Annotated in this window: 16 protein-coding genes; 10 read left to right on the forward strand and 6 right to left on the reverse strand. The window is 63.2% G+C overall.

Annotated features, from left to right (window positions below; translation table 11 throughout):
- Positions 1 to 28: 28 nt before the first annotated feature.
- Both AC0L2M_RS03705 and AC0L2M_RS03710 read left to right on the forward strand, forming a co-directional pair.
- On the forward strand, positions 29 to 1,678 hold the full coding sequence (locus tag AC0L2M_RS03705; protein WP_473534064.1) for an ABC transporter substrate-binding protein: 1,650 nt from the start codon (positions 29 to 31) through the stop codon (positions 1,676 to 1,678).
- A 282-nt stretch (positions 1,679 to 1,960) separates the two neighbouring features.
- The gene (locus AC0L2M_RS03710) at positions 1,961 to 3,721 is read left to right on the forward strand and encodes an adenylate/guanylate cyclase domain-containing protein (protein ID WP_473534065.1); all 1,761 of its coding nucleotides are present in this window, start codon (positions 1,961 to 1,963) and stop codon (positions 3,719 to 3,721) included.
- Positions 3,722 to 4,090: 369 nt separating this feature from the next.
- Here the strand turns inward: AC0L2M_RS03710 and AC0L2M_RS03715 are convergent, their stop codons facing one another.
- Entirely contained in the window at positions 4,091 to 4,534 is a 444-nt protein-coding gene (locus AC0L2M_RS03715) for a hypothetical protein (protein WP_473534066.1), read from the reverse strand.
- On the reverse strand, positions 4,518 to 4,700 hold the full coding sequence (locus tag AC0L2M_RS03720) for a hypothetical protein (protein ID WP_473534067.1): 183 nt from the start codon (positions 4,698 to 4,700) through the stop codon (positions 4,518 to 4,520). The genes AC0L2M_RS03715 and AC0L2M_RS03720 overlap by 17 nt, the downstream gene beginning before the upstream one ends.
- Positions 4,701 to 5,003: 303 nt before the next feature.
- Here AC0L2M_RS03720 and AC0L2M_RS03725 point away from each other — a divergent pair, with 303 nt between their 5' ends.
- From AC0L2M_RS03725 to AC0L2M_RS03745, 5 genes are read left to right on the forward strand one after another with little or no spacing between them, the layout of a single operon-like run.
- Positions 5,004 to 5,285: an acyl carrier protein gene (locus AC0L2M_RS03725; RefSeq protein WP_023802974.1), complete on the forward strand. Its 282-nt coding sequence runs from the start codon at positions 5,004 to 5,006 to the stop codon at positions 5,283 to 5,285.
- Positions 5,286 to 5,336: 51 nt separating this feature from the next.
- Entirely contained in the window at positions 5,337 to 6,524 is a 1,188-nt protein-coding gene (locus AC0L2M_RS03730; RefSeq protein WP_473534068.1) for a beta-ketoacyl-ACP synthase, read from the forward strand.
- Between the two features lie 19 nt (positions 6,525 to 6,543).
- Positions 6,544 to 7,815, forward strand: a complete 1,272-nt coding sequence (locus tag AC0L2M_RS03735) for a beta-ketoacyl-ACP synthase (RefSeq protein ID WP_287257841.1) — start codon at positions 6,544 to 6,546, stop codon at positions 7,813 to 7,815.
- Positions 7,816 to 7,850: 35 nt separating this feature from the next.
- Positions 7,851 to 8,879 (forward strand): zinc-binding dehydrogenase, encoded by a 1,029-nt coding sequence (locus AC0L2M_RS03740; protein ID WP_473534069.1) that lies wholly within the window; start codon positions 7,851 to 7,853, stop codon positions 8,877 to 8,879.
- Positions 8,880 to 8,917: 38 nt separating this feature from the next.
- Positions 8,918 to 9,913: a lipid A biosynthesis lauroyl acyltransferase gene (locus AC0L2M_RS03745; protein ID WP_473534070.1), complete on the forward strand. Its 996-nt coding sequence runs from the start codon at positions 8,918 to 8,920 to the stop codon at positions 9,911 to 9,913.
- Between the two features lie 129 nt (positions 9,914 to 10,042).
- Here the strand turns inward: AC0L2M_RS03745 and AC0L2M_RS03750 are convergent, their stop codons facing one another.
- Complete coding sequence (locus tag AC0L2M_RS03750; RefSeq protein WP_473524494.1) at positions 10,043 to 10,666, reverse strand: TetR/AcrR family transcriptional regulator; 624 nt, start codon at positions 10,664 to 10,666, stop codon at positions 10,043 to 10,045.
- Positions 10,667 to 10,785: 119 nt separating this feature from the next.
- Between AC0L2M_RS03750 and AC0L2M_RS03755 the strand changes: the two genes are divergently transcribed.
- The gene (locus AC0L2M_RS03755; RefSeq protein WP_473534071.1) at positions 10,786 to 11,385 is read left to right on the forward strand and encodes an SDR family NAD(P)-dependent oxidoreductase; all 600 of its coding nucleotides are present in this window, start codon (positions 10,786 to 10,788) and stop codon (positions 11,383 to 11,385) included.
- Positions 11,386 to 11,567: 182 nt separating this feature from the next.
- Here the strand turns inward: AC0L2M_RS03755 and AC0L2M_RS03760 are convergent, their stop codons facing one another.
- Entirely contained in the window at positions 11,568 to 12,464 is an 897-nt protein-coding gene (locus AC0L2M_RS03760) for a LysR family transcriptional regulator (RefSeq protein WP_473534072.1), read from the reverse strand.
- Between the two features lie 95 nt (positions 12,465 to 12,559).
- Here AC0L2M_RS03760 and AC0L2M_RS03765 point away from each other — a divergent pair, with 95 nt between their 5' ends.
- Together AC0L2M_RS03765 and AC0L2M_RS03770 are read left to right on the forward strand one after the other, a co-directional pair.
- On the forward strand, positions 12,560 to 13,765 hold the full coding sequence (locus tag AC0L2M_RS03765; protein ID WP_473534073.1) for an MFS transporter: 1,206 nt from the start codon (positions 12,560 to 12,562) through the stop codon (positions 13,763 to 13,765).
- 101 nt (positions 13,766 to 13,866) lie between these two features.
- Entirely contained in the window at positions 13,867 to 14,049 is a 183-nt protein-coding gene (locus AC0L2M_RS03770; RefSeq protein ID WP_031256575.1) for a LysR substrate-binding domain-containing protein, read from the forward strand.
- A 162-nt stretch (positions 14,050 to 14,211) separates the two neighbouring features.
- Here the strand turns inward: AC0L2M_RS03770 and AC0L2M_RS03775 are convergent, their stop codons facing one another.
- Together AC0L2M_RS03775 and AC0L2M_RS03780 are read right to left on the reverse strand one after the other, a co-directional pair.
- Positions 14,212 to 14,994 (reverse strand): ATP-binding cassette domain-containing protein, encoded by a 783-nt coding sequence (locus AC0L2M_RS03775; RefSeq protein WP_023802984.1) that lies wholly within the window; start codon positions 14,992 to 14,994, stop codon positions 14,212 to 14,214.
- Positions 14,987 to 17,242: an ABC transporter permease gene (locus tag AC0L2M_RS03780; RefSeq protein WP_473534074.1), complete on the reverse strand. Its 2,256-nt coding sequence runs from the start codon at positions 17,240 to 17,242 to the stop codon at positions 14,987 to 14,989. Before AC0L2M_RS03780 ends, AC0L2M_RS03775 begins: the two co-directional genes overlap by 8 nt.
- Positions 17,243 to 17,299 lie beyond the last annotated feature (57 nt).

Here is a 17,299-nt window from a genome sequence, read left to right on the forward strand (position 1 = left end):
GCGGCCAACGTCACAATGGGAGGAAGTCATGACCCTCTACAAGAGTAACGGCGACCGGGTTCCCCATCACATTCGCCAATTGGCGAAGTACGCCAGAGTCTGCAAGATGGATCGCCGCGAGTTTCTGGCGCTGGCATCCGCCTTCGGCGCATCGACGGCGATGGCCTATAGCATGATCGGGCTTGCCGCGCCGACCCAGGCGGTCGCGCAGGAACCCGTAAAGGGCGGTATCCTCAAAGTCGCGATGCGCATCAAGGATCCGAAGGATCCGCGCACCGCGGACTGGACCCAAATCGCCACCGCGCAACGCCAGACGCTCGAGCCCCTGGTCAAATATACCCGTGAATTCACCTTCGAGCCCTATCTGCTCGAAAGCTGGGAAGTGAACGACGACGCCACGGAGTATATCCTGCATGTCCGTCCGGGCGTAACGTGGAACAACGGCGACACTTTCAAGGCTGACGATGTGATCTTCAACTTCACCCGCTGGGCCGACAAGTCAGCTGAGGGCAATTCCATGCCCGGCCGCCTCGGCACGCTGGTCGACGACGCCACCGGCAAGCTGCGCGAAGGCTCCGTCACCCAGGTCGACGACATGAGGGTCAAGCTTAGCCTGACCAAGTCGGACATCGCGCTGATTCCGAACCTCTGCGATTACCCCGGCCTGGTCGTGCATCGCGCCTTCGACGAGAAGGGAGCCAATTTCGTCCAGCATCCCGTCGGCACCGGCCCGTTCGAGCTGGTCTCATACGATGTCGGCCAGAAGGTGGTCTACAGGCGCCGCGAGAACGGCGCCTGGTGGGGCGGCGACGTCATGCTCGACGGCGTCGAGTTCATCGATTACGGTGCGGACCCTTCGGCGATGGTCTCGGCCTTCGAGGCCGGCGAGGTCCACACAAACGACGAGACAACCGCCGACTACGTGCCGATCTTTGATGCGCTCGATCTGGTTAAATCGGGAGTGGTGACCGCATCGACCATCGTGGCGCGCACCAACGTGACCAACAAGCCGTATGACAACCAGAAGGTCCGCCAGGCCCTGCAGCTTGCCGTCGACAACGCCGCCATCCTCCAACTCGGCTACGGCAATGCCGGCGAGGTGGCCGAAAACCACCATGTCTGCCCGATCCATCCGGAATATGCCGAGCTGCCGAAGATCGCGCGCGACATGGAAAAAGCCAAGGCGCTGATGACGGAAGCCGGGCAGATCGATTTCGAGCACGATCTGATCACGGTCGACGAGGACTGGATGAAGAACACCGGAGACGCGATCGCAGCCCAACTCCGCGAGGCCGGCATCAAGGTCAAGCGTACGGTCCTGCCGGGCTCGACCTTCTGGAACGACTGGACCAAGTATCCGTATTCGACGACCGCCTGGAACATGCGTCCGCTCGGCATCCAGGTCGTCGCCATCGCCTACCGCACCGGCGAGGCCTGGAACGAGACCGGTTACTCCAACCCCGACCTCGACGCCAAGATCGAAGAGGCGCTGTCGATCGCGGATGCGGAGAAGCGCAAGACGGTGATGGCCGACATCCAGAACATCCTCCGGGATTCCGGCATCATCATCCAGCCCTACTGGCGCAAGATCTACAACCACTCGTCGGCCGCGGTGAAGAACCACGGCATGCACCCGACCTTCGAGCATGACTTCGGCAAGGTCTGGCTGGATGCTTGAGGGTGAAAGACAAGGAGCGCCAGTAGCCGGCGTTCATCGCCTGGCCTGCGAATTACCGCTTTCGATGTTAGGCAGCCGTTCCGCGGCGGGCGCGCTGCGAGGCAATTTGACTCATTTGCGTCTGTCGTGAACCGGTACTGATGTCCCTAGATGACCCTGGTCTGAATCGCATGCGAGGCCGTAGCCAGTCTTCGACGATCTATTAGAGATGACGAATATCCCGTACAGTACGACCTGCTAGCCAAGGCTAGTGGTGCGAAGCGCATCGCCTGTGGGGTCCGTATGTCGGAACAGCAGATTACGCGCCGGCTCGCCGCCATCCTCGCCGCCGATGTCGCTGGGTACAGCAGTATGATGGGGAAAGACGAGGCTGGTACGATCGCGGAGCTGCGGCAGATTTGGAGCGGGACTTTCAATCCCGCCGTCGCCGCGCGTCATGGCCGCATTGTCAAAATGATGGGCGACGGTGCGCTGGTCGAGTTTGGCAGCGTCGTTGAGGCGGTCGAATGCGCGGTTGCGATCCAGCGGGCCATGAGTGAGCGCAATTTGGCTGCTCAGCGGCGCGTCGAGTTCCGCATTGGCATCAATCTCGGCGACATCGTCATCGAGGGCGATGACATATTCGGCGACGGCGTCAATGTCGCAACCCGGCTTGAAAGCCAAGCGCCGCCTGGCGGCATTCTCGCCTCAGATGTCGTCTATGCCCAGGTGAGCGGCAAGATCGGGGTCACGTTTGTCGATTCTGGCGAAGTTAAGCTCAAGAACATCGATCGGCCATTGCGGGTGTGGCGATGGCACGGCGCCGTCGCGTCGAAGGCAGGCCCCATGGCCAATTTCACCCGGCCGCTCGGCACCGACAAGCCGTCTATTGCGGTCCTGCCGTTTTCGGTGATGAGCAACGACCCGGAGCAGGAATTCTTTGCCGACGGCCTCGTCGAGGACATCCTTACCACCCTCTCAAAGCTCTCCGGCCTGTCCGTAATCGCGCGCCATTCAAGCTTCGTCTACAAGGGGCGCTCAGTGGACGTGCGCCAGGTCGCCCGCGAACTCGGCGTGCGTTTCGTGCTGGAGGGAAGCGTCAGCAAGGCCGGCAGCCGCATCCGCATTACTGCGCAGTTGATCGACGCCACGACAGGGGTTCACATCTGGGCAGATCGTTTCGACCGTGGCATCGGCGACATTTTTGCGGTGCAAGACGAGATCACGCTGACGCTCGCGACCGAGATGCAGGTCCGGCTGACCGAAGGCGAGCAGGCGCGCCTGCGCTTTACCACGACCACGAATGTCGAAGCGTGGAGCCTGTGGATACAGGGGCTGCACCACTATCGCGGTCCGAATACCACCAACGCCCATGTCCAGACCCGCCGCTGCTGGGAGAAGGCGCTCGCGCTTGATCCCGGTTCGGCGACGCTCAACGCGATGCTCGGCTTCATGCATTTTTCCGACGCGCGCCACGGTTGGACGGGCGAAGACCGCGAAACTGCATTGAACAAAGCCGAATCTTGTGTCGAGCGGGCGCTGACGATCGACCCCGAGAATCCCGACGCCTATCGCGCCACCAGCGGGATCTTGCTCCTGAGATCGCGGTTCGACGAGGCAGCCGCCGCTGCCCGGAAGGCTGTCAAGCTCGGCCCCAACCTGCCCGACGTGCTGGTGTTCGGAGCCTTTGTACTCGCTTGTTCCGGCCATGCCGCCGAGGGGATCGGCCAGATCGAGAGGGCCATTACGCTAAGCCCGAATTATCAGGCGTGGTTTCTCGGCGTGCTGGGCAACGCCTATCGGCTCGCCGGCCGCTCCGAGGAGGCGATTGCGGCGTTCCGTGCGTATCATGCCCGCAGTCCCGGCTATGGTTTGGCCGACATCGTGATGGTCCAGGAACAGGACGGGCGTCTCGAAGAGGCCCGCGAGACCGCCGTGCAGCTTGCCGCGGCGCGGCCAACCTTCACTGTTACGTCCTGGCTCAGAACGCAGTTCCGCGGCGATGCCGAGCAGATGGCGGCCGATTTGGCCTCGCTCCGCGCTGCCGGTGTTCCGGAACAATAGATGCGTACCCAAAGGCGGTTTTGGGCGCAAGTAGGCAGGAGCTGTGCCGACCGAAATGTAGTCTTTTTTTGCGCGAATGTGTCCATCAGTCGGCTGCAATGAATGACGGTTCGTCATCCCAATCCGGAACTTTGAGGTGACACGATGGAACGGCAGGAACGGGTCAGGTCAGGACGATACCCAACCTGAAATGGCAGCTCTTGAATATTCGCAGCCCGAAGCTGCCGGTCTGCTCTCGGCCCAGAGGCGACATTTCTCGATCAGCTTGGCAAGGACAGCTTCTGGCGCGGCGCTGTTCCGGGAGACGAAGCGAAGGGTAAAGTTCCACCCTTAGCGGCAGTTAGTTTAAGGCACCTGGCGTTAGATGTTTCACACTTGCAGCCACGCTTCGATACGGAGCTTCCATCCCTCGATCATCTGCGCGAACACGTCCTCCGTCAGCTCGGACAGATACGAGCTTCCTGCCGCGTTCAGGGCAGTGAACGTGTAGGCAATCGACGCCTCCGTGCCTCCGTCAGCGGTCGGGCGGCAGGCCACCTCGACAAATCCGAAACGCGTATCCGGCGTCACCCGGACATAGCGGATGCGATGCGCCACGGGGTCCCAGTCCGTGCAGGCCCAGAGCGTGGTCTCATCACCGTGAGCGGTCCTGAAGACCATGCCCTGGCGTGTCTCCCCGTCTTGTGGATGCAGAAACTTCGGATCCCAGCCGTCCACCCACAGGGTCTCCCCAGTCGGCGTGAACAGCGGAAAGACGCGGTCGATCGGCCCCGAAAGCACGATGCTGTGGCTGCGCTCAAGATGGTTGGTCATCCCCCTCCCCGGCGATTTCGACCAGACGGTGGCTGTCCGCTGCGCCAAGCTCCATTCCGTAGATGCGCTTCAATTGGCCGATTGTTTCCAGGGTCGTCGGGGAAAACGGCGTCTGGCCTTCGAAGGCATGCAGCACGATGCCCTCGATGAGTTCACCCAGGCTCATGTCGCGATGCTAGGCCAAGGCCTTGAGCACCTTCACCAATCGTTTTTCCAGGCGAACCCCGGTCTGCACGCGTTCGATGGTGGTCATAGGATTTCCGTACCATGGTACACTGGTACATGCAATGACCAGAGATGGGATGGTTGCGGCATATCGCCGGGAGGGTCGCCAACGCCTCTTCTTGCGTTTACGGAGTGGGTATCCCATCTGCGCCCGGCGTTCAGGCCTTTTCCTGCCCGGAAAAACCGACTAGACAGCGCGCAAACACCAGCGGACAGATTCCGCCCGCAACCGAAGGAAAAGCCCTTGTCCACCACGTTCGACAAAGTCGCCAAGATCATCGCCGACACCAGTGAGATCGATATCGACACGATCACCCCTGAAAGCCACACCATCGACGATCTCGGCATCGACAGCCTCGACTTCCTCGACATCGTCTTTGCCATCGACAAGGAATTCGGCATCAAGGTGCCGCTGGAAAAGTGGACGCAGGAGGTCAATGACGGCAAGGCCTCGACCGACGATTACTTCGTCATGAAGAACCTGTGCGCCAAGATCGACGCCCTGGTCATGGCAAAGAACGCCTGAAATGGCTTGTCTTCTAGCCTGACCCAACAGCCGCCCCATGAACCCTCGCCCATGAGCTCCCACGACGTCGTCATATCAGGCATCGGCCTTGTCTCTTCGCTGGGAGAAGGCCCGGATGCGCATTGGCGCAAGCTCGTCCAGCCCGGCCTGGAGCCGGTGCTCGAAGCCGCCCGCTTCTCGCCCTACACCGTCCACCCGCTGCCGGAGATCGACTGGAACCTGCAGATCGCCAAGCGCGGCGACCAGCGGCAGATGGAAACCTGGCAGCGGCTCGGCACCTATGCCGCCGGCATGGCGCTGGACGACGCCGGCATCAAGGGCAATGACGATCTCTGCACGACGATGGACATGGTGGTGGCTGCCGGCGGCGGCGAGCGCGACGAGGCGGTCGACGCCGACATTCTCGCCGCTTCGGAAAGCCGCAACGACCGCGACGTGCTGCTCAACGAGAAACTGACCACCGAATTGCGGCCGACGCTGTTTCTGGCACAGCTTTCCAACCTGCTCGCCGGCAACATCTCAATCGTCCACAAGGTGACCGGCTCGTCGCGCACTTTCATGGGCGAGGAAGGTGCCGGCGTCGCCGCTGTCGAGACAGCCGCCGCGCGCATCCGCTCCGGCCAATCGACGCATATCCTGGTCGGCGGCGCGTTCCAGACCGAACATTCCGACATGCTGCTTGGCTATGAGTTGGCCGGCTACCTGCATCGCGGCCGCTGGAGACCGGTCTGGCAGAGACAGGGCCTGGACGGCGGCGGCGTGGTGACTGGATCAGGCAGTGCGTTTCTCGTCCTGGAACAGCACGAGCACGCGATCAGCCGCGGGCGAAAGATCTATGCCGAACTCGGCCCGGTCGTATCCGGACGCGCCATACGCCGGCAGGGCGAGCTCGATGCCGAGATTGCCGCGCTGCTCAGCCAGGCGGCATTGCCGAACGGCGAGCTACTGACGATTTCAGGCGCTTCGGGTGCCCATGCCGCGACTGCTGCCGAGAAATCGGCGCTCGACGCCAATCCGGCGATTGCCGCACGCGGTTTTTCGACGCTGACCGGCCACATGAAGGAAGCGCAGTTTCCCTTCGCCGTGGCGCTTGCGGCATTGGCTGTCGAACGCAAGGCCGCCTACCCGGCTTTTGACGCCGCCACCGAGAAGCCGTTCAACGGCATTCCCAGGACCGTGCTTGCAACGGCGATCGGCTATCACCAATTCGAGGGCATGGCGTTGGTCAACGCCGCCTAGAGGGTTTTGGGACAAAAACATGGCCAATCTGAACGACCACATGGGCAGGCCGATCGTTGCCGTCACCGGCATCGGCGTGGTGACGTCGCTGGGCGTCGGCAAGGCCGACAATTGGGCAGCGCTCACCGCGGGCACGTCCGGCATCCATCCGATAACCCGCTTTCCGGTCGACCATCTGAACACCCGCATCTCCGGCACGGTCGATTTCCTGCCGTCGAGCTCCAAGGGCGCTTCCCTTCTTACCTACGACCTCGCCGAGATAGCCGCGCAGGAAGCCGTGGCCGAAGCCGGCCTCGATTCGGGCGATTTCGGCGGGCCGCTTTTCCTCGCCTCGCCGCCGGTCGAGCTCGACTGGAGCGAGCGCTTTTCGCTGTACAATTCCGACAAGCACGACGTCGGCGCCGAACGGCTGCTTCGGGTGGCGCGCGGCTTGAAGGGGTTCGATGTTTTCGAGACCACCCAATTCGGTTCGATCGCCGACCGGCTCGCCGACCGTTTTGGCACGCGCGGCCTGCCGATCACGCTGTCGACGGCCTGCGCCTCTGGCGCCACCTCGATCCAGCTGGGCGTCGAGGCGATCCGCCGCGGCGAATGCGACCGGGCACTGTCGATCGGCGCCGACGGCTCGGCGACCGCCGAGGCGCTGATCCGTTTCTCGCTGCTTTCCGCACTCTCCACCCACAACGACATCCCCGAAAAGGCGTCAAAACCGTTTTCCAGGGATCGCGACGGTTTTGTCCTCGCTGAGGGTTCTGGCGCGCTGGTATTGGAATCGCTGGAGGCGGCACTCGCCCGTGGTGCAAACATCCTCGGCATCCTGCGCGGCTGCGGCGAGAAGGCCGACGATTTCCACCGCACCCGCTCGAAGCCGGACGGCTCGCCGGCGATCGCGGCGGTTCGCGCCGCGCTCGCCGATGCCGGCTTGGGCGAGGACGAGATCGATTATGTCAATGCCCATGGCACCTCGACGCCGGAAAACGACAAGATGGAGCATTTGTCGCTGTCGACCGTGTTCGGCGAGCGGATCGGCTCGATGCCGATCTCGTCGAACAAGTCGATGATTGGCCACACGCTGTCGGCCGCCGGCGCCGTCGAGGCGGCGTTTTCGCTGATGACCATGCGCGAAAGCGTCATCCCGCCGACCATCAATTACGACAATCCCGATCCGGCGATCGTGCTCGACGTGGTGCCGAACCAGAAGCGCAACGCCGAGGTCGGCACGGTGCTGTCGAACTCCTTCGGCTTCGGCGGCCAGAACACCTGCCTTGTCATGGCGCGGGAACCAGTCTAAGCGACCGTTCTTCGCCAACAGAACCGACAGGCTCCATGCGCGCATTGCAACTTATCGAGGACCGCCGCCTTGAAACGGTGGACCTGCCGCTTCCGCCGCAGCCTGCGCTGGGCGAAGTGACGCTGCGCATCAAGGCCGTGGCGCTCAATCATATCGACGTCTGGGGCTGGCGCGGCATGGCCTTCGCCAAGCGCAAGCTGCCGCTGGTCGTCGGCGCCGAAGCCTCGGGCGAGGTCGAGGCGGTCGGCCCCGGCGTCTCCAGCCTTGTGCCGGGGCAGCTTGTATCGATCTACGGCGCGCGCACCTGCGGGCTTTGCCGCGCCTGCCGCGAAGGCCGCGACAACCTCTGCGAGCATGTCTCGGGCGTTCACGGCTTCCATCTCGACGGCTTTGCGCAAGAGAAGATAAACCTGCCGGCGCGCCTGCTGGTCCCTGCCCCGCCTGGCGTGACCGACGTCGGCGCCGCCGTCGCGCCCGTCACCTTCGGCACGGTCGAGCACATGCTGTTCGACAATGCCAGGCTGCAGGCCGGCGAAACCATCCTGATCCATGCCGGCGGCTCGGGAATCGGCTCCGCCGCGATCCAGCTGGCGAAGAAAATGGGCTGCACCGTGATCACCACGGTTGGCTCGAACGACAAGATCGACAAGGCGAAGGCGCTTGGCGCCGATCACGTCATCAACTATCGCGACGACCGTTTCGAAGGCGTCGTGCGCAAGCTGACGAAGAAGAAGGGCGTCGACGTCGTCTTCGAGCATGTCGGCGCCGACACCTTTGCCGCCTCGATGCTGTGCCTGAAACGCGGCGGCCGCCTGGTGACCTGCGGCTCGACCTCGGGCGTATCGACGCAGATCAACCTGATGCAATTGTTCCAGCAGCAGCTGAAGCTGCTCGGCTCGTTCGGCTGCCGCATGCAAAACATGGCCGACGCCATGCAGAAAATGGCGGCGGGGCTGGTTTCTCCGATTATCGACACCGAAGTCGGCTTCGACGGCATCGACGCCGCGCTGAAGCGCATGGAAGGCCGCGACGTGTTCGGCAAGATCATCCTGCGCGTCGGCTAGACCATGATGCTGCTGTCTGAAAACATCATGGTCTAGGAATGGTCGGCAACGCCTTCAAGAAGCTCCGCCGGGACCTGGCGTTCCGCTACGGCAGGCAGCTGCGCCAGTTCAACTACTGGCTGCTTGCGCGCCTCGCGATGACGATGATTTGGCTGCTGCGTCGGCTGCCGGTCGACAGCGCGCTCAATTTCGCCGACCGCGCCGCCCGCCGCATTGGCCCTTGGGTGGGGCGCCATAACGTCGCCATCGCCAATCTGCGCAAGGCTTATCCGGAAAAGAGCGACAAGGAGATCCAGGCCATCGCCTCCGACATGTGGGGCAACATGGCTCGCCTTGCCGCGGAATACGTCTTTCTCGATGCCCTGTTCGACTACGATCCCGCCGCGACGAAACCGGGGCGCATCGAGGTCAAGGGGGTCGAGCACTTCGTGCAAATCGCCGGCGAGCAAAAACCGCATATCATCTTCACCGGGCATCTCGGCAATTTCGAGCTGCTTCCGGTGGCGGCAGCCACTTTCGGCATGAACATCACGGCGCTGTTTCGTCCGCCCAACAACCCCTACCTTGCCGACTACATCCTCTCGACTCGCCGCTCGACCATGGGCTCGCTCCTGCCCTCCGCGACCGGCGCTTCGTTCGCGCTGGCGGCCATCCTGGAGAAAGGCGGCAATATCGGCGTGCTCGTCGACCAGAAATTCTCGAGCGGGCTCGAAACGACTTTTTTCGGCCGCCCATGCGAAAGCAACCGGGTCCTGGGCACCCTGGCGCGGCACTATGACTGCGATGTCTATCCGGCGCGCTGCGTGCGCCTGCCGGGCAACCGCTTCCGGCTCGAGATCGAGGACAAACTGATCTTGCCGCGCACCGCCGGCGGCAGTGTCGACGTCCATGGCACCACCCAGCTGCTCAATGACGTGGTCGAGCGCTGGGTGCGCGAGGATCCCGGCCAATGGATGTGGTTCCACAAAAGATGGGAAATCAGCGGCCCGCGCGGGAAGCACAAGCGGGCGAGGAACCGCGGCAAAGCCGCCTGAGTAGAAGTGAGTGACAGCAATTATGCTATTGTTGGCAATGTGCTAATTGCGCCACCGACCCCGCCCGGTTACCGAGGTGGGTTTTTGTTTGGTCACCGATCGCTCGGTGGCCTGTCCTGGCAAGACCAATCAGCCAACCGAAGGGGCGCCATAGCGAAGCCCATCCACCAGCAAGCCAACCATGCGTCGTGCCTGGTCGGGGCCTCCACCATAGCGGTCTGGTGAGCAGAGCCTGGCAATCGCGAACAATAATTCCTTAGCATCAACGTCCGAGCGAACATCGCCTGCTTCGGTCGCGGCATCCAGCAAGCTCTGCAGCGCGGGCCTAAGTTTCTCAAGAAAATACTGCGGCAAGGACTCATATGCCGGATCGCCGGAGGAGAAGGCCGCGGCGAGTCCACGCTTGGCAGCGATAAAGTCCACGTAACGCTGCATCCATCGGGCGAGCGCTTCGCCGGGTTCATGTTCGGCCGCAATGGCAGATGCAGCATTTGCGCAGGCATCCACTTCGTTACGGAAGACCGCCACGATCAGGTCCGAACGCTGCGGAAAATGCCGATAGAGCGTACCCACGCCAACGCCGGCCTTATCGGCGATCTCTCGCACCGGAGCATCGACCCCCGAAGCTGCAAACACTGCCATTGCCGCTTCGAGCAGCGCCTTGGAGTTGCGTTGCGCGTCCGCACGCACGCGTCGATCCGTCGAGTTTACGGGCTCCAAGCCACCACCCCGCTCCTTCGATTTGTCGTCCATGATTTTTCCATTGATAAACGGAACAATGTTCCGTATAAAACGGAATGCAGTTCCGATTGGGAAAATTAGCACAGCATGGCGCCGTTGCCTACACGTCAATGCAAAAAGAGGAGATCACCATGCGGGTCAAACCTATTGCCCTGGTCACTGCGGCCAACAAGGGAATCGGCCTCCAGATCGCCAGGGACCTGGCGACGCACGGCCTCACCGTGCTCGTAGGGTCGCGTATGCTCGAGCACGCGGAGACGGCTGCAAAGAGCGTCGGCGCGGATGCCCGCGCCCTCCAACTCGATGTCACGAACCAGGCCTCGATCGCCGCCGCGGCAAAGCGCATCCGTAACGAGTTCGGTCGCCTCGACGTCCTGGTGAACAATGCAGGCATTTCCGATGCGGGAAAGCAGGGCATCTCGCATGCGGCGCCCCTCGAGGGACGCGCGGTGTTCGAGACCAACGTGTTCGGCGTCATCGCCGTTACGCAGGCGATGTTGCGGCTGCTTGGTGAAGCGCCGGCGGCACGCATCGCCAGCGTCGACCCCTCCAGTCCACAGCGCGCATTGTTCGGCCCTGTTTACAGCCCCTCGGAGACTGCCCTCGATGCGCCGACGCTCGCCTTCGCCATCGAATTTGAGGCCGCTGGCGCCGACGCTGCCTGCTCCGGCTTCACTTCGACGAACCTCAACAAATTCGAGGGCACCCTTACGGCCGAACGGGCCGCGTGAGCCCTTCGCCTCGCGCTCCTCGACGCGAACGGTCCGATGGGCACGTTTCCCGAGCCAGGACGGGCCGTCCGTGCGGCGGTCTCGTCCCGATTGCTGGCGCCGGGAGAGTGGCGGCGCACCTTGGCTCCGGTGCCAATCGAGCCCGCATCCTGATCTGCGATCTTGGGGCGGGTCGAGAAGGTCTATTGAGACTGGTACCGGAAAGCCGCGACAAAGGCCGCAAACGCCGGCGTTTGATTGCGCCGGCTGGGGTAGTAGAGATGATAGCCCTGGAAGGTCGGGCACCAGTCGGCAAGGACTTCCTCGAGCCGACCACTCACAACATAGGGCTGAACAAGATCCTTCGGTGCATAGACCAAACCAATGCCGTCGAGGGCCGCGTCAAGCGCCGGCGCGATATTGTTCAGGGTCAGCTGGCCGTCCACACGGACGCTGAACTCGCGTCCGTTCTTCCTGAATTCCCAGGCATATAACGCGCCTGAGCTGGGAAGCCGCAGGTTGATGCAGTTGTGGTCGGTCAAGTCCTGAGGGCTTTTCGGCGCATCCCGACGAGCGAAATAATCGGGTGAGCCGACGACGGCATAGCCGACATCGGGACCAATGCGAACGGCCACCATGTCGCGGGCGATTGCCTCGCCAAGTCGAACACCGGCATCGAACTGACGCTCGACGATGTTGGTGAAGCCGTTGTCGACAATGAGCTCCACGTTGATGTCCGGGTAGTCTCGCAGGAACGCTGGCAGCCTGGGGCGAAAGACCAGATTGACGGCATCATCGGGGCACACGATACGGATCTGGCCCGAGGGCTGGCCGCGCAGGGCGCTGATCGCGCTGATCCCGGCGGCAATGCTTTCGAAATGCGGCTCGATGCTTTCGACGAGGCGTTCTCCGGTCGCCGTGGGCGCCACATCGCGGGTCGTGCGAGAGAGCAGACGGACGCCAAGCCGTTCCTCCATTGCCCTGATCGTATGGCTGAGGGCCGATCGGGTAACACCCAATTTGGCCGCCGCTCGCGTAAAACTGCGCTGCCGAGCGACCTCAAGGAAGGCTCGCATCTCGCTGAACTCGTCACGCGGCATTGGTGAGCTCCGTTCACTACGACATGCAGATTATAGCTGCTAGTCTGACAAGACCAGCCCGGCTACCTAGTCTGTCGACGGACAGGAGCGCACGAATGGCTATCGAACTGACACTGGATGACACGCTGGCGGCTGAAGAGGCGGTAACGCCATGGGCCGCCGTCACCTGCCTGTCGCTTTTGACCTTTCTCCTGGTCGGCCTGGAGTTCATGCCGGTGAGCCTGTTGACTCCGATTGCGCAGGACCTGGCCATCTCGGAAGGCCAGGCCGGACAGGCGATCGCCGTGTCGGGGCTCTTTGCCGTGATCACCAGCCTGTTCGGCAACGCGCTCCTGGCCAAGCTCGACCGGAGAACGGTCGTCCTGCTCTACACGGCAGTGCTGGTCGCATCGAGTTTGGCTGTTGCCCTCGCTCCCAACTTCCTGGTTTTTCTGGCCGGACGGGCCCTGGTCGGGATCGCGATCGGCGGCTTCTGGTCGCTCTCCACGGCCATTTTGGCGCGCCTGGCCTCAGGCTCCGACCTGCCCAAGGCGATCACCCTGCTGCAGGGCGGAACTGCATTGGCGATCGTCATCGCCGCACCGCTCGGGAGCTTCCTCGGCGAATTGATCGGGTGGCGGGGCACCTTCTTCGTCACAGTCCCAGTCGGCCTCGCGGCGCTCATCTGGCAGTTCGCCGTTCTGCCGAAGATGCCGCCGATGGAGGCCGTTTCGGTATCCAGCATGTTCCGTCTGCTGCGCAATCGGACATTCACCATCGGCATGGCCGCAACTGGGCTCGCATTCATGGGAATGAATTCGCTATCGATCTATCTGCGCCCATTCCTTGAAAGCGTCACCGGCCTCGACGTGAACGTCCTGTCGCTGGTGCTGCTGGGCCTCGGCTTGGGAGGCCTGGCGGGACTGTCCATCGCCGGCTTTGTTCTCCGGCGAAACCTCACCGCCGTGCTGATCGGGCTGCCGAGCGCGCTTGCGCTCCTCGCGCTGCTCCTGATCGCAGTGGGACCGGTGCTTTGGGCCACGGCTTCGCTTCTGGTTCTTTGGGGGCTGTTCAACACCCCGATTCCGGCGGCGTGGGGTACATGGATGGCTCAGATCATTCCCGACGATCTTGAAGCTGGAGGCGGGCTGCAGGTCGCATTGATCCAGTTCGCCATCGCCGGCGGCGCTTCCGCGGGCGGCATGCTGTTCGACACTGCCGGCTGGTGGAGCGCCTTCCTGCTCGCCGCCGCCCTGCTAGCGGGCTCAGCCCTGCTCGCCGCTGCCGCCAGCCCTCGCGCTGCTGCGGTGCAGAACCTTTGATCGCGGAGGGACAGCGCCCGGACAGCGCCCCCTCTGTCCTGCCGGACAGTGGGGGCGCGAAGGATCACTACAGAGCGCTTTTATTCTGAACCGCCGCACTCTTGGCTGGGCTGGGCATTGCTGCGCTGCCCGACTTCCTTACCGACGTGCCGATCGCGGAGGGTACATTGAGACAAGTGATGGCGGATTATCCCTCGCCAGAGGCGGGGATCTATGTGGTGCGGCCACCTGGCGGGATTGCGCCCAGAAAGGTGCGTGCGCTGATTGACATCCTCATCGAATGATTCGGCGCCCGTTGAGCGCAATCATTGCGACCTTCGGGTGGTGATCGCGGCGCAACGGCGAGAAAGCGCAGCCTACACCGGTCCCTTCGCCATCTCGGGCCACAATCTCGATGGACTTAGAGCGGGTGGTTTTAGCCGCATTTCTGCGACGCCAGGACTCGGTCAAAGCATTGCCTCATCGGCCGTAAGTGCATGCTCTCGCGTGCCGGAGACGATGATCTCCAGGACCTCATGCTCGTCGGTGTTTTTGATGTAGCGATCGCCCACGTTCTCGCCGCGCTTAAGCACCATCACGCGGTCGCCCACAGCGAAGATGTCAACGAGGCGGTGGGAGATGATGATCTGGGCAACGCCCTGCTTTTTCAGTTCCAGCATGGTTTCGAGCAACCGCTCGGTCGCCATCACCGAGAGATTGGCGGTCGGCTCATCGAGTATCACCACGCGCGGCTGAAAGGAGATAGCGCGGGCAATAGCCACCGATTGCTGGCGGCCGCCCGAAAGGCTCTCGACCTTTTGATAGACGGAGTTCACGTCGACCTTGAGCCGCTTCAGCACACTGTCGGCTTCCGCGTACATTTTCCGCCGATTGACGAAAAGGCCCCTGCGCGGCCAACGGCCAAGAAAGATATTCTGACCGACATCCATATTCCCGCAAAGAGCGAAATCCTGGTAGATCATCTCGATGCCGGCGTCGCGGCTTTCGTGCGGGCTCTTGAAGTGCACCGGCTGCCCGGCGACGAAGATCTCGCCGCCCGAGTCGCGCTGGTAGGCGCCGGTCAGGATCTTCATCAGCGTCGACTTGCCGGCCGAGTTGTCGCCGACGAGGCCCAGGATCTCGCCGGGATAGAGCACGAGGTCGACATTGCGGAGCGCCTGCACCGCACCGAAGGCTTTTTCGATGCCCCGCATTTCTACGATCGGTGCAGGCCTGGTCGCGTCAAGCATGGGTGGTTTCCGCCGTTCTTGTGCGCCGCGCGAGGCGCGCCCGCAGGCGGCCGAAGATGTTGGCCTGGCGCACCCAGATGTCGATCAGCACCGCCACGATCAGGATGCCACCGATGAAGACGTTGATCCAGTGCTGCGGCATGGTGAAACCCTGTACGTTGAGCTGCAGCAGCGCCCGGATCAGGGTGATCACCGCCGCCCCGGCGAGCGCCCCGATCACGGTGCCGTAGCCGCCGAAGATCGAACCGCCGCCGATGATCACCGAAGCGATGGCGTCGAGCTCGCGGAACTGGCCGGCCACCGGGTTGAAGCTGCGGAAGTAGGCGACGTTGATGATCCCGGCCATTGTCGCGCAGAGCGCCGCCAGCATGAGCGCGAAGAACCGCACCCGGTTGGTGTTGATCCCGGCATAAGCGGCGGCGCGAATGTTGCCGCCGGTCGCATAGACCTTCTGCCCGAACGGCATGTAGGCGAGCACGACGCCGGCAATGAGGGCGACCAACAGCATCCAGATGGTCTGGACGCTCACCACCTCGGCGATCGAGCGCAGCAGCCCGTCCGGCAGCGAGATGCGGTAGTGCAGCAGGATGTCGTTCACCTTGCGGCCAAGCAGGTTGTAGCCCTCGGGCCAGCCGGTGAGCTGCTGCCCGGCGACGAACCAGGCGGCGAGGCCGCGGGCGATGTAGAACATGCCGAGCGTGGCGATGAAGGCCGGCAGCTTGAAGCCGACGGTGACGATCGCGTTGACGAGGCCGGCGCACATGCCCGCCAGCAGGCCCATCGCCACGGCGGTCACGGGGTCGGCGCCGAGGACCTTGAGGAAATAGGCGGCTGTGCTGCCGGCGAGGGCAAGCACCGCCCCGACGGAGAGGTCGATATCGCCGGCGGCGATGACGTAGGTGAGCCCGATGGTGATCAGCGCAAGCTCGGTGTAGTTGAGCAAGATAGCGAAGCTGTTGGACAGGTTCCACCAGTAGTCCGGCCGGAGCGCGAGGCCGGTCAGCCACAGGAGCGCGGTCAGGATGATGGCGAGCGCGTCGCGCCGGGCGAGGAGCTTGCCTAACCCGGTGGCCGACAACGCCATGTCGGCCGCCATCGCGCCCTTAGTCTGCACCCCCTCGATCGCGATGCCGCCGATCTCGTAGGCCGGTGGCGGCGGCCGGCCGCGGAGCCAGGCCCAGAGGCGCCCTGCGACCTGGCGGCGGATGAGATAGGGCTCGATGAGCACAGCGACGACGAGTAGCAGCCCGAGGAACACCGGCACCGCGCCGACCGGTAGCGAGAAAACTGCGTTGACCGTGATCTCCTCGTCGCCGATCTTGATGATGCGCGTGATCGGCCAGCCCTCGCGCAATACCTTGTCGAGCAGCACCACCAGAAGGGCGCCAAGGCAGGATCCGGCGACCCGGCCGCGGCCGCCGAGGATCGAGGCGCCGCCGATGATCACGGCGGCAATGACGGTCAGTTCACCGCTGACGCCGTAGAGCGGCGTCACGCCCTTGTCCTGCGCAGCTGACATCAAGCCGGCCAGCGCCGCGCAGAGCGAGGAGATCAGGAAGGCTCGGATGCGCACCCAGTTGGTCGGGATGCCGGCATAGGACGCCGCCTGCTCGTTGCCGCCGGTGGCGAAGGTCTCGTAGCCCCAGCGCGTCTTGGCGAGCACATATGCGCCGATCACGGCGACAACGACGAAGATCACGATCTGGTTGTTGAAGCCGAGGAGGTTGGTCTCGCCGAGGTGAAAAAAACCCGGATAGCCGGCCGCCTTGGCAGGGTAGTAGATCGCCTGGCCGTGAGTGAGCGCCAGCACGAAGCCGCGGCCGATGAAAAGTATCGTCAGCGTGGCGATGAACGCCGGCACCTTCAGGATCGTGACGAGCACGCCGTTGATCAGCCCGATAAGCGTGCCGAGCAGCAGGCAGAGGATCGCCGACGTGACGACGCCGAGGTCAAGGAAGTTCGGCGCGAACAGCCTGGCAAAGACGACGGCGACTAGGCCGTAAGTTGAACCGACCGAAAGATCGAGGTCCTTGTTGACGATGACGAAGGTCACTCCGACCGCGATGATGGCAACCCGCGAGGTGTCGCGGAGCAGCGAGTGAAACGCTCCTGTTGACCCGAAGAACGCGGGATTGACGAGAGCGCCGCCGAGATAGAGCAGCAAAAGCAAGGCAACGAGCCCCACCTCCCAGCCGCCGACAATCTGGGACGGCGCACGGCCGAGCGATGTGGTCGCGGTAAGCGCCATGGTCTCTTCTGGTCGATTTCCTGCTGCCGCATTGCGGGAGAGCCTGCGCTCTCCCGC

Source organism: Mesorhizobium sp. WSM4806 (assembly GCF_055811635.1).

Bases quoted from the DNA above. Each gene is read 5' to 3' on its own strand.
- AC0L2M_RS03735 (WP_287257841.1), top strand. From the start codon at position 6,544: ATGGCCAATCTGAACGACCACATGGGCAGGCCGATCGTTGCCGTCACC.
- AC0L2M_RS03705 (WP_473534064.1), top strand. From the start codon at position 29: ATGACCCTCTACAAGAGTAACGGCGACCGGGTTCCCCATCACATTCGC.
- AC0L2M_RS03745 (WP_473534070.1), top strand. From the start codon at position 8,918: ATGGTCGGCAACGCCTTCAAGAAGCTCCGCCGGGACCTGGCGTTCCGC.
- AC0L2M_RS03720 (WP_473534067.1), bottom strand. From the start codon at position 4,700: ATGAGCCTGGGTGAACTCATCGAGGGCATCGTGCTGCATGCCTTCGAA.
- AC0L2M_RS03740 (WP_473534069.1), top strand. From the start codon at position 7,851: ATGCGCGCATTGCAACTTATCGAGGACCGCCGCCTTGAAACGGTGGAC.
- AC0L2M_RS03715 (WP_473534066.1), bottom strand. From the start codon at position 4,534: ATGACCAACCATCTTGAGCGCAGCCACAGCATCGTGCTTTCGGGGCCG.
- AC0L2M_RS03750 (WP_473524494.1), bottom strand. From the start codon at position 10,666: ATGGACGACAAATCGAAGGAGCGGGGTGGTGGCTTGGAGCCCGTAAAC.
- AC0L2M_RS03780 (WP_473534074.1), bottom strand. From the start codon at position 17,242: ATGGCGCTTACCGCGACCACATCGCTCGGCCGTGCGCCGTCCCAGATT.
- AC0L2M_RS03710 (WP_473534065.1), top strand. From the start codon at position 1,961: ATGTCGGAACAGCAGATTACGCGCCGGCTCGCCGCCATCCTCGCCGCC.
- AC0L2M_RS03765 (WP_473534073.1), top strand. From the start codon at position 12,560: ATGGCTATCGAACTGACACTGGATGACACGCTGGCGGCTGAAGAGGCG.
- AC0L2M_RS03760 (WP_473534072.1), bottom strand. From the start codon at position 12,464: ATGCCGCGTGACGAGTTCAGCGAGATGCGAGCCTTCCTTGAGGTCGCT.
- AC0L2M_RS03730 (WP_473534068.1), top strand. From the start codon at position 5,337: ATGAGCTCCCACGACGTCGTCATATCAGGCATCGGCCTTGTCTCTTCG.
- AC0L2M_RS03775 (WP_023802984.1), bottom strand. From the start codon at position 14,994: ATGCTTGACGCGACCAGGCCTGCACCGATCGTAGAAATGCGGGGCATC.
- AC0L2M_RS03755 (WP_473534071.1), top strand. From the start codon at position 10,786: ATGCGGGTCAAACCTATTGCCCTGGTCACTGCGGCCAACAAGGGAATC.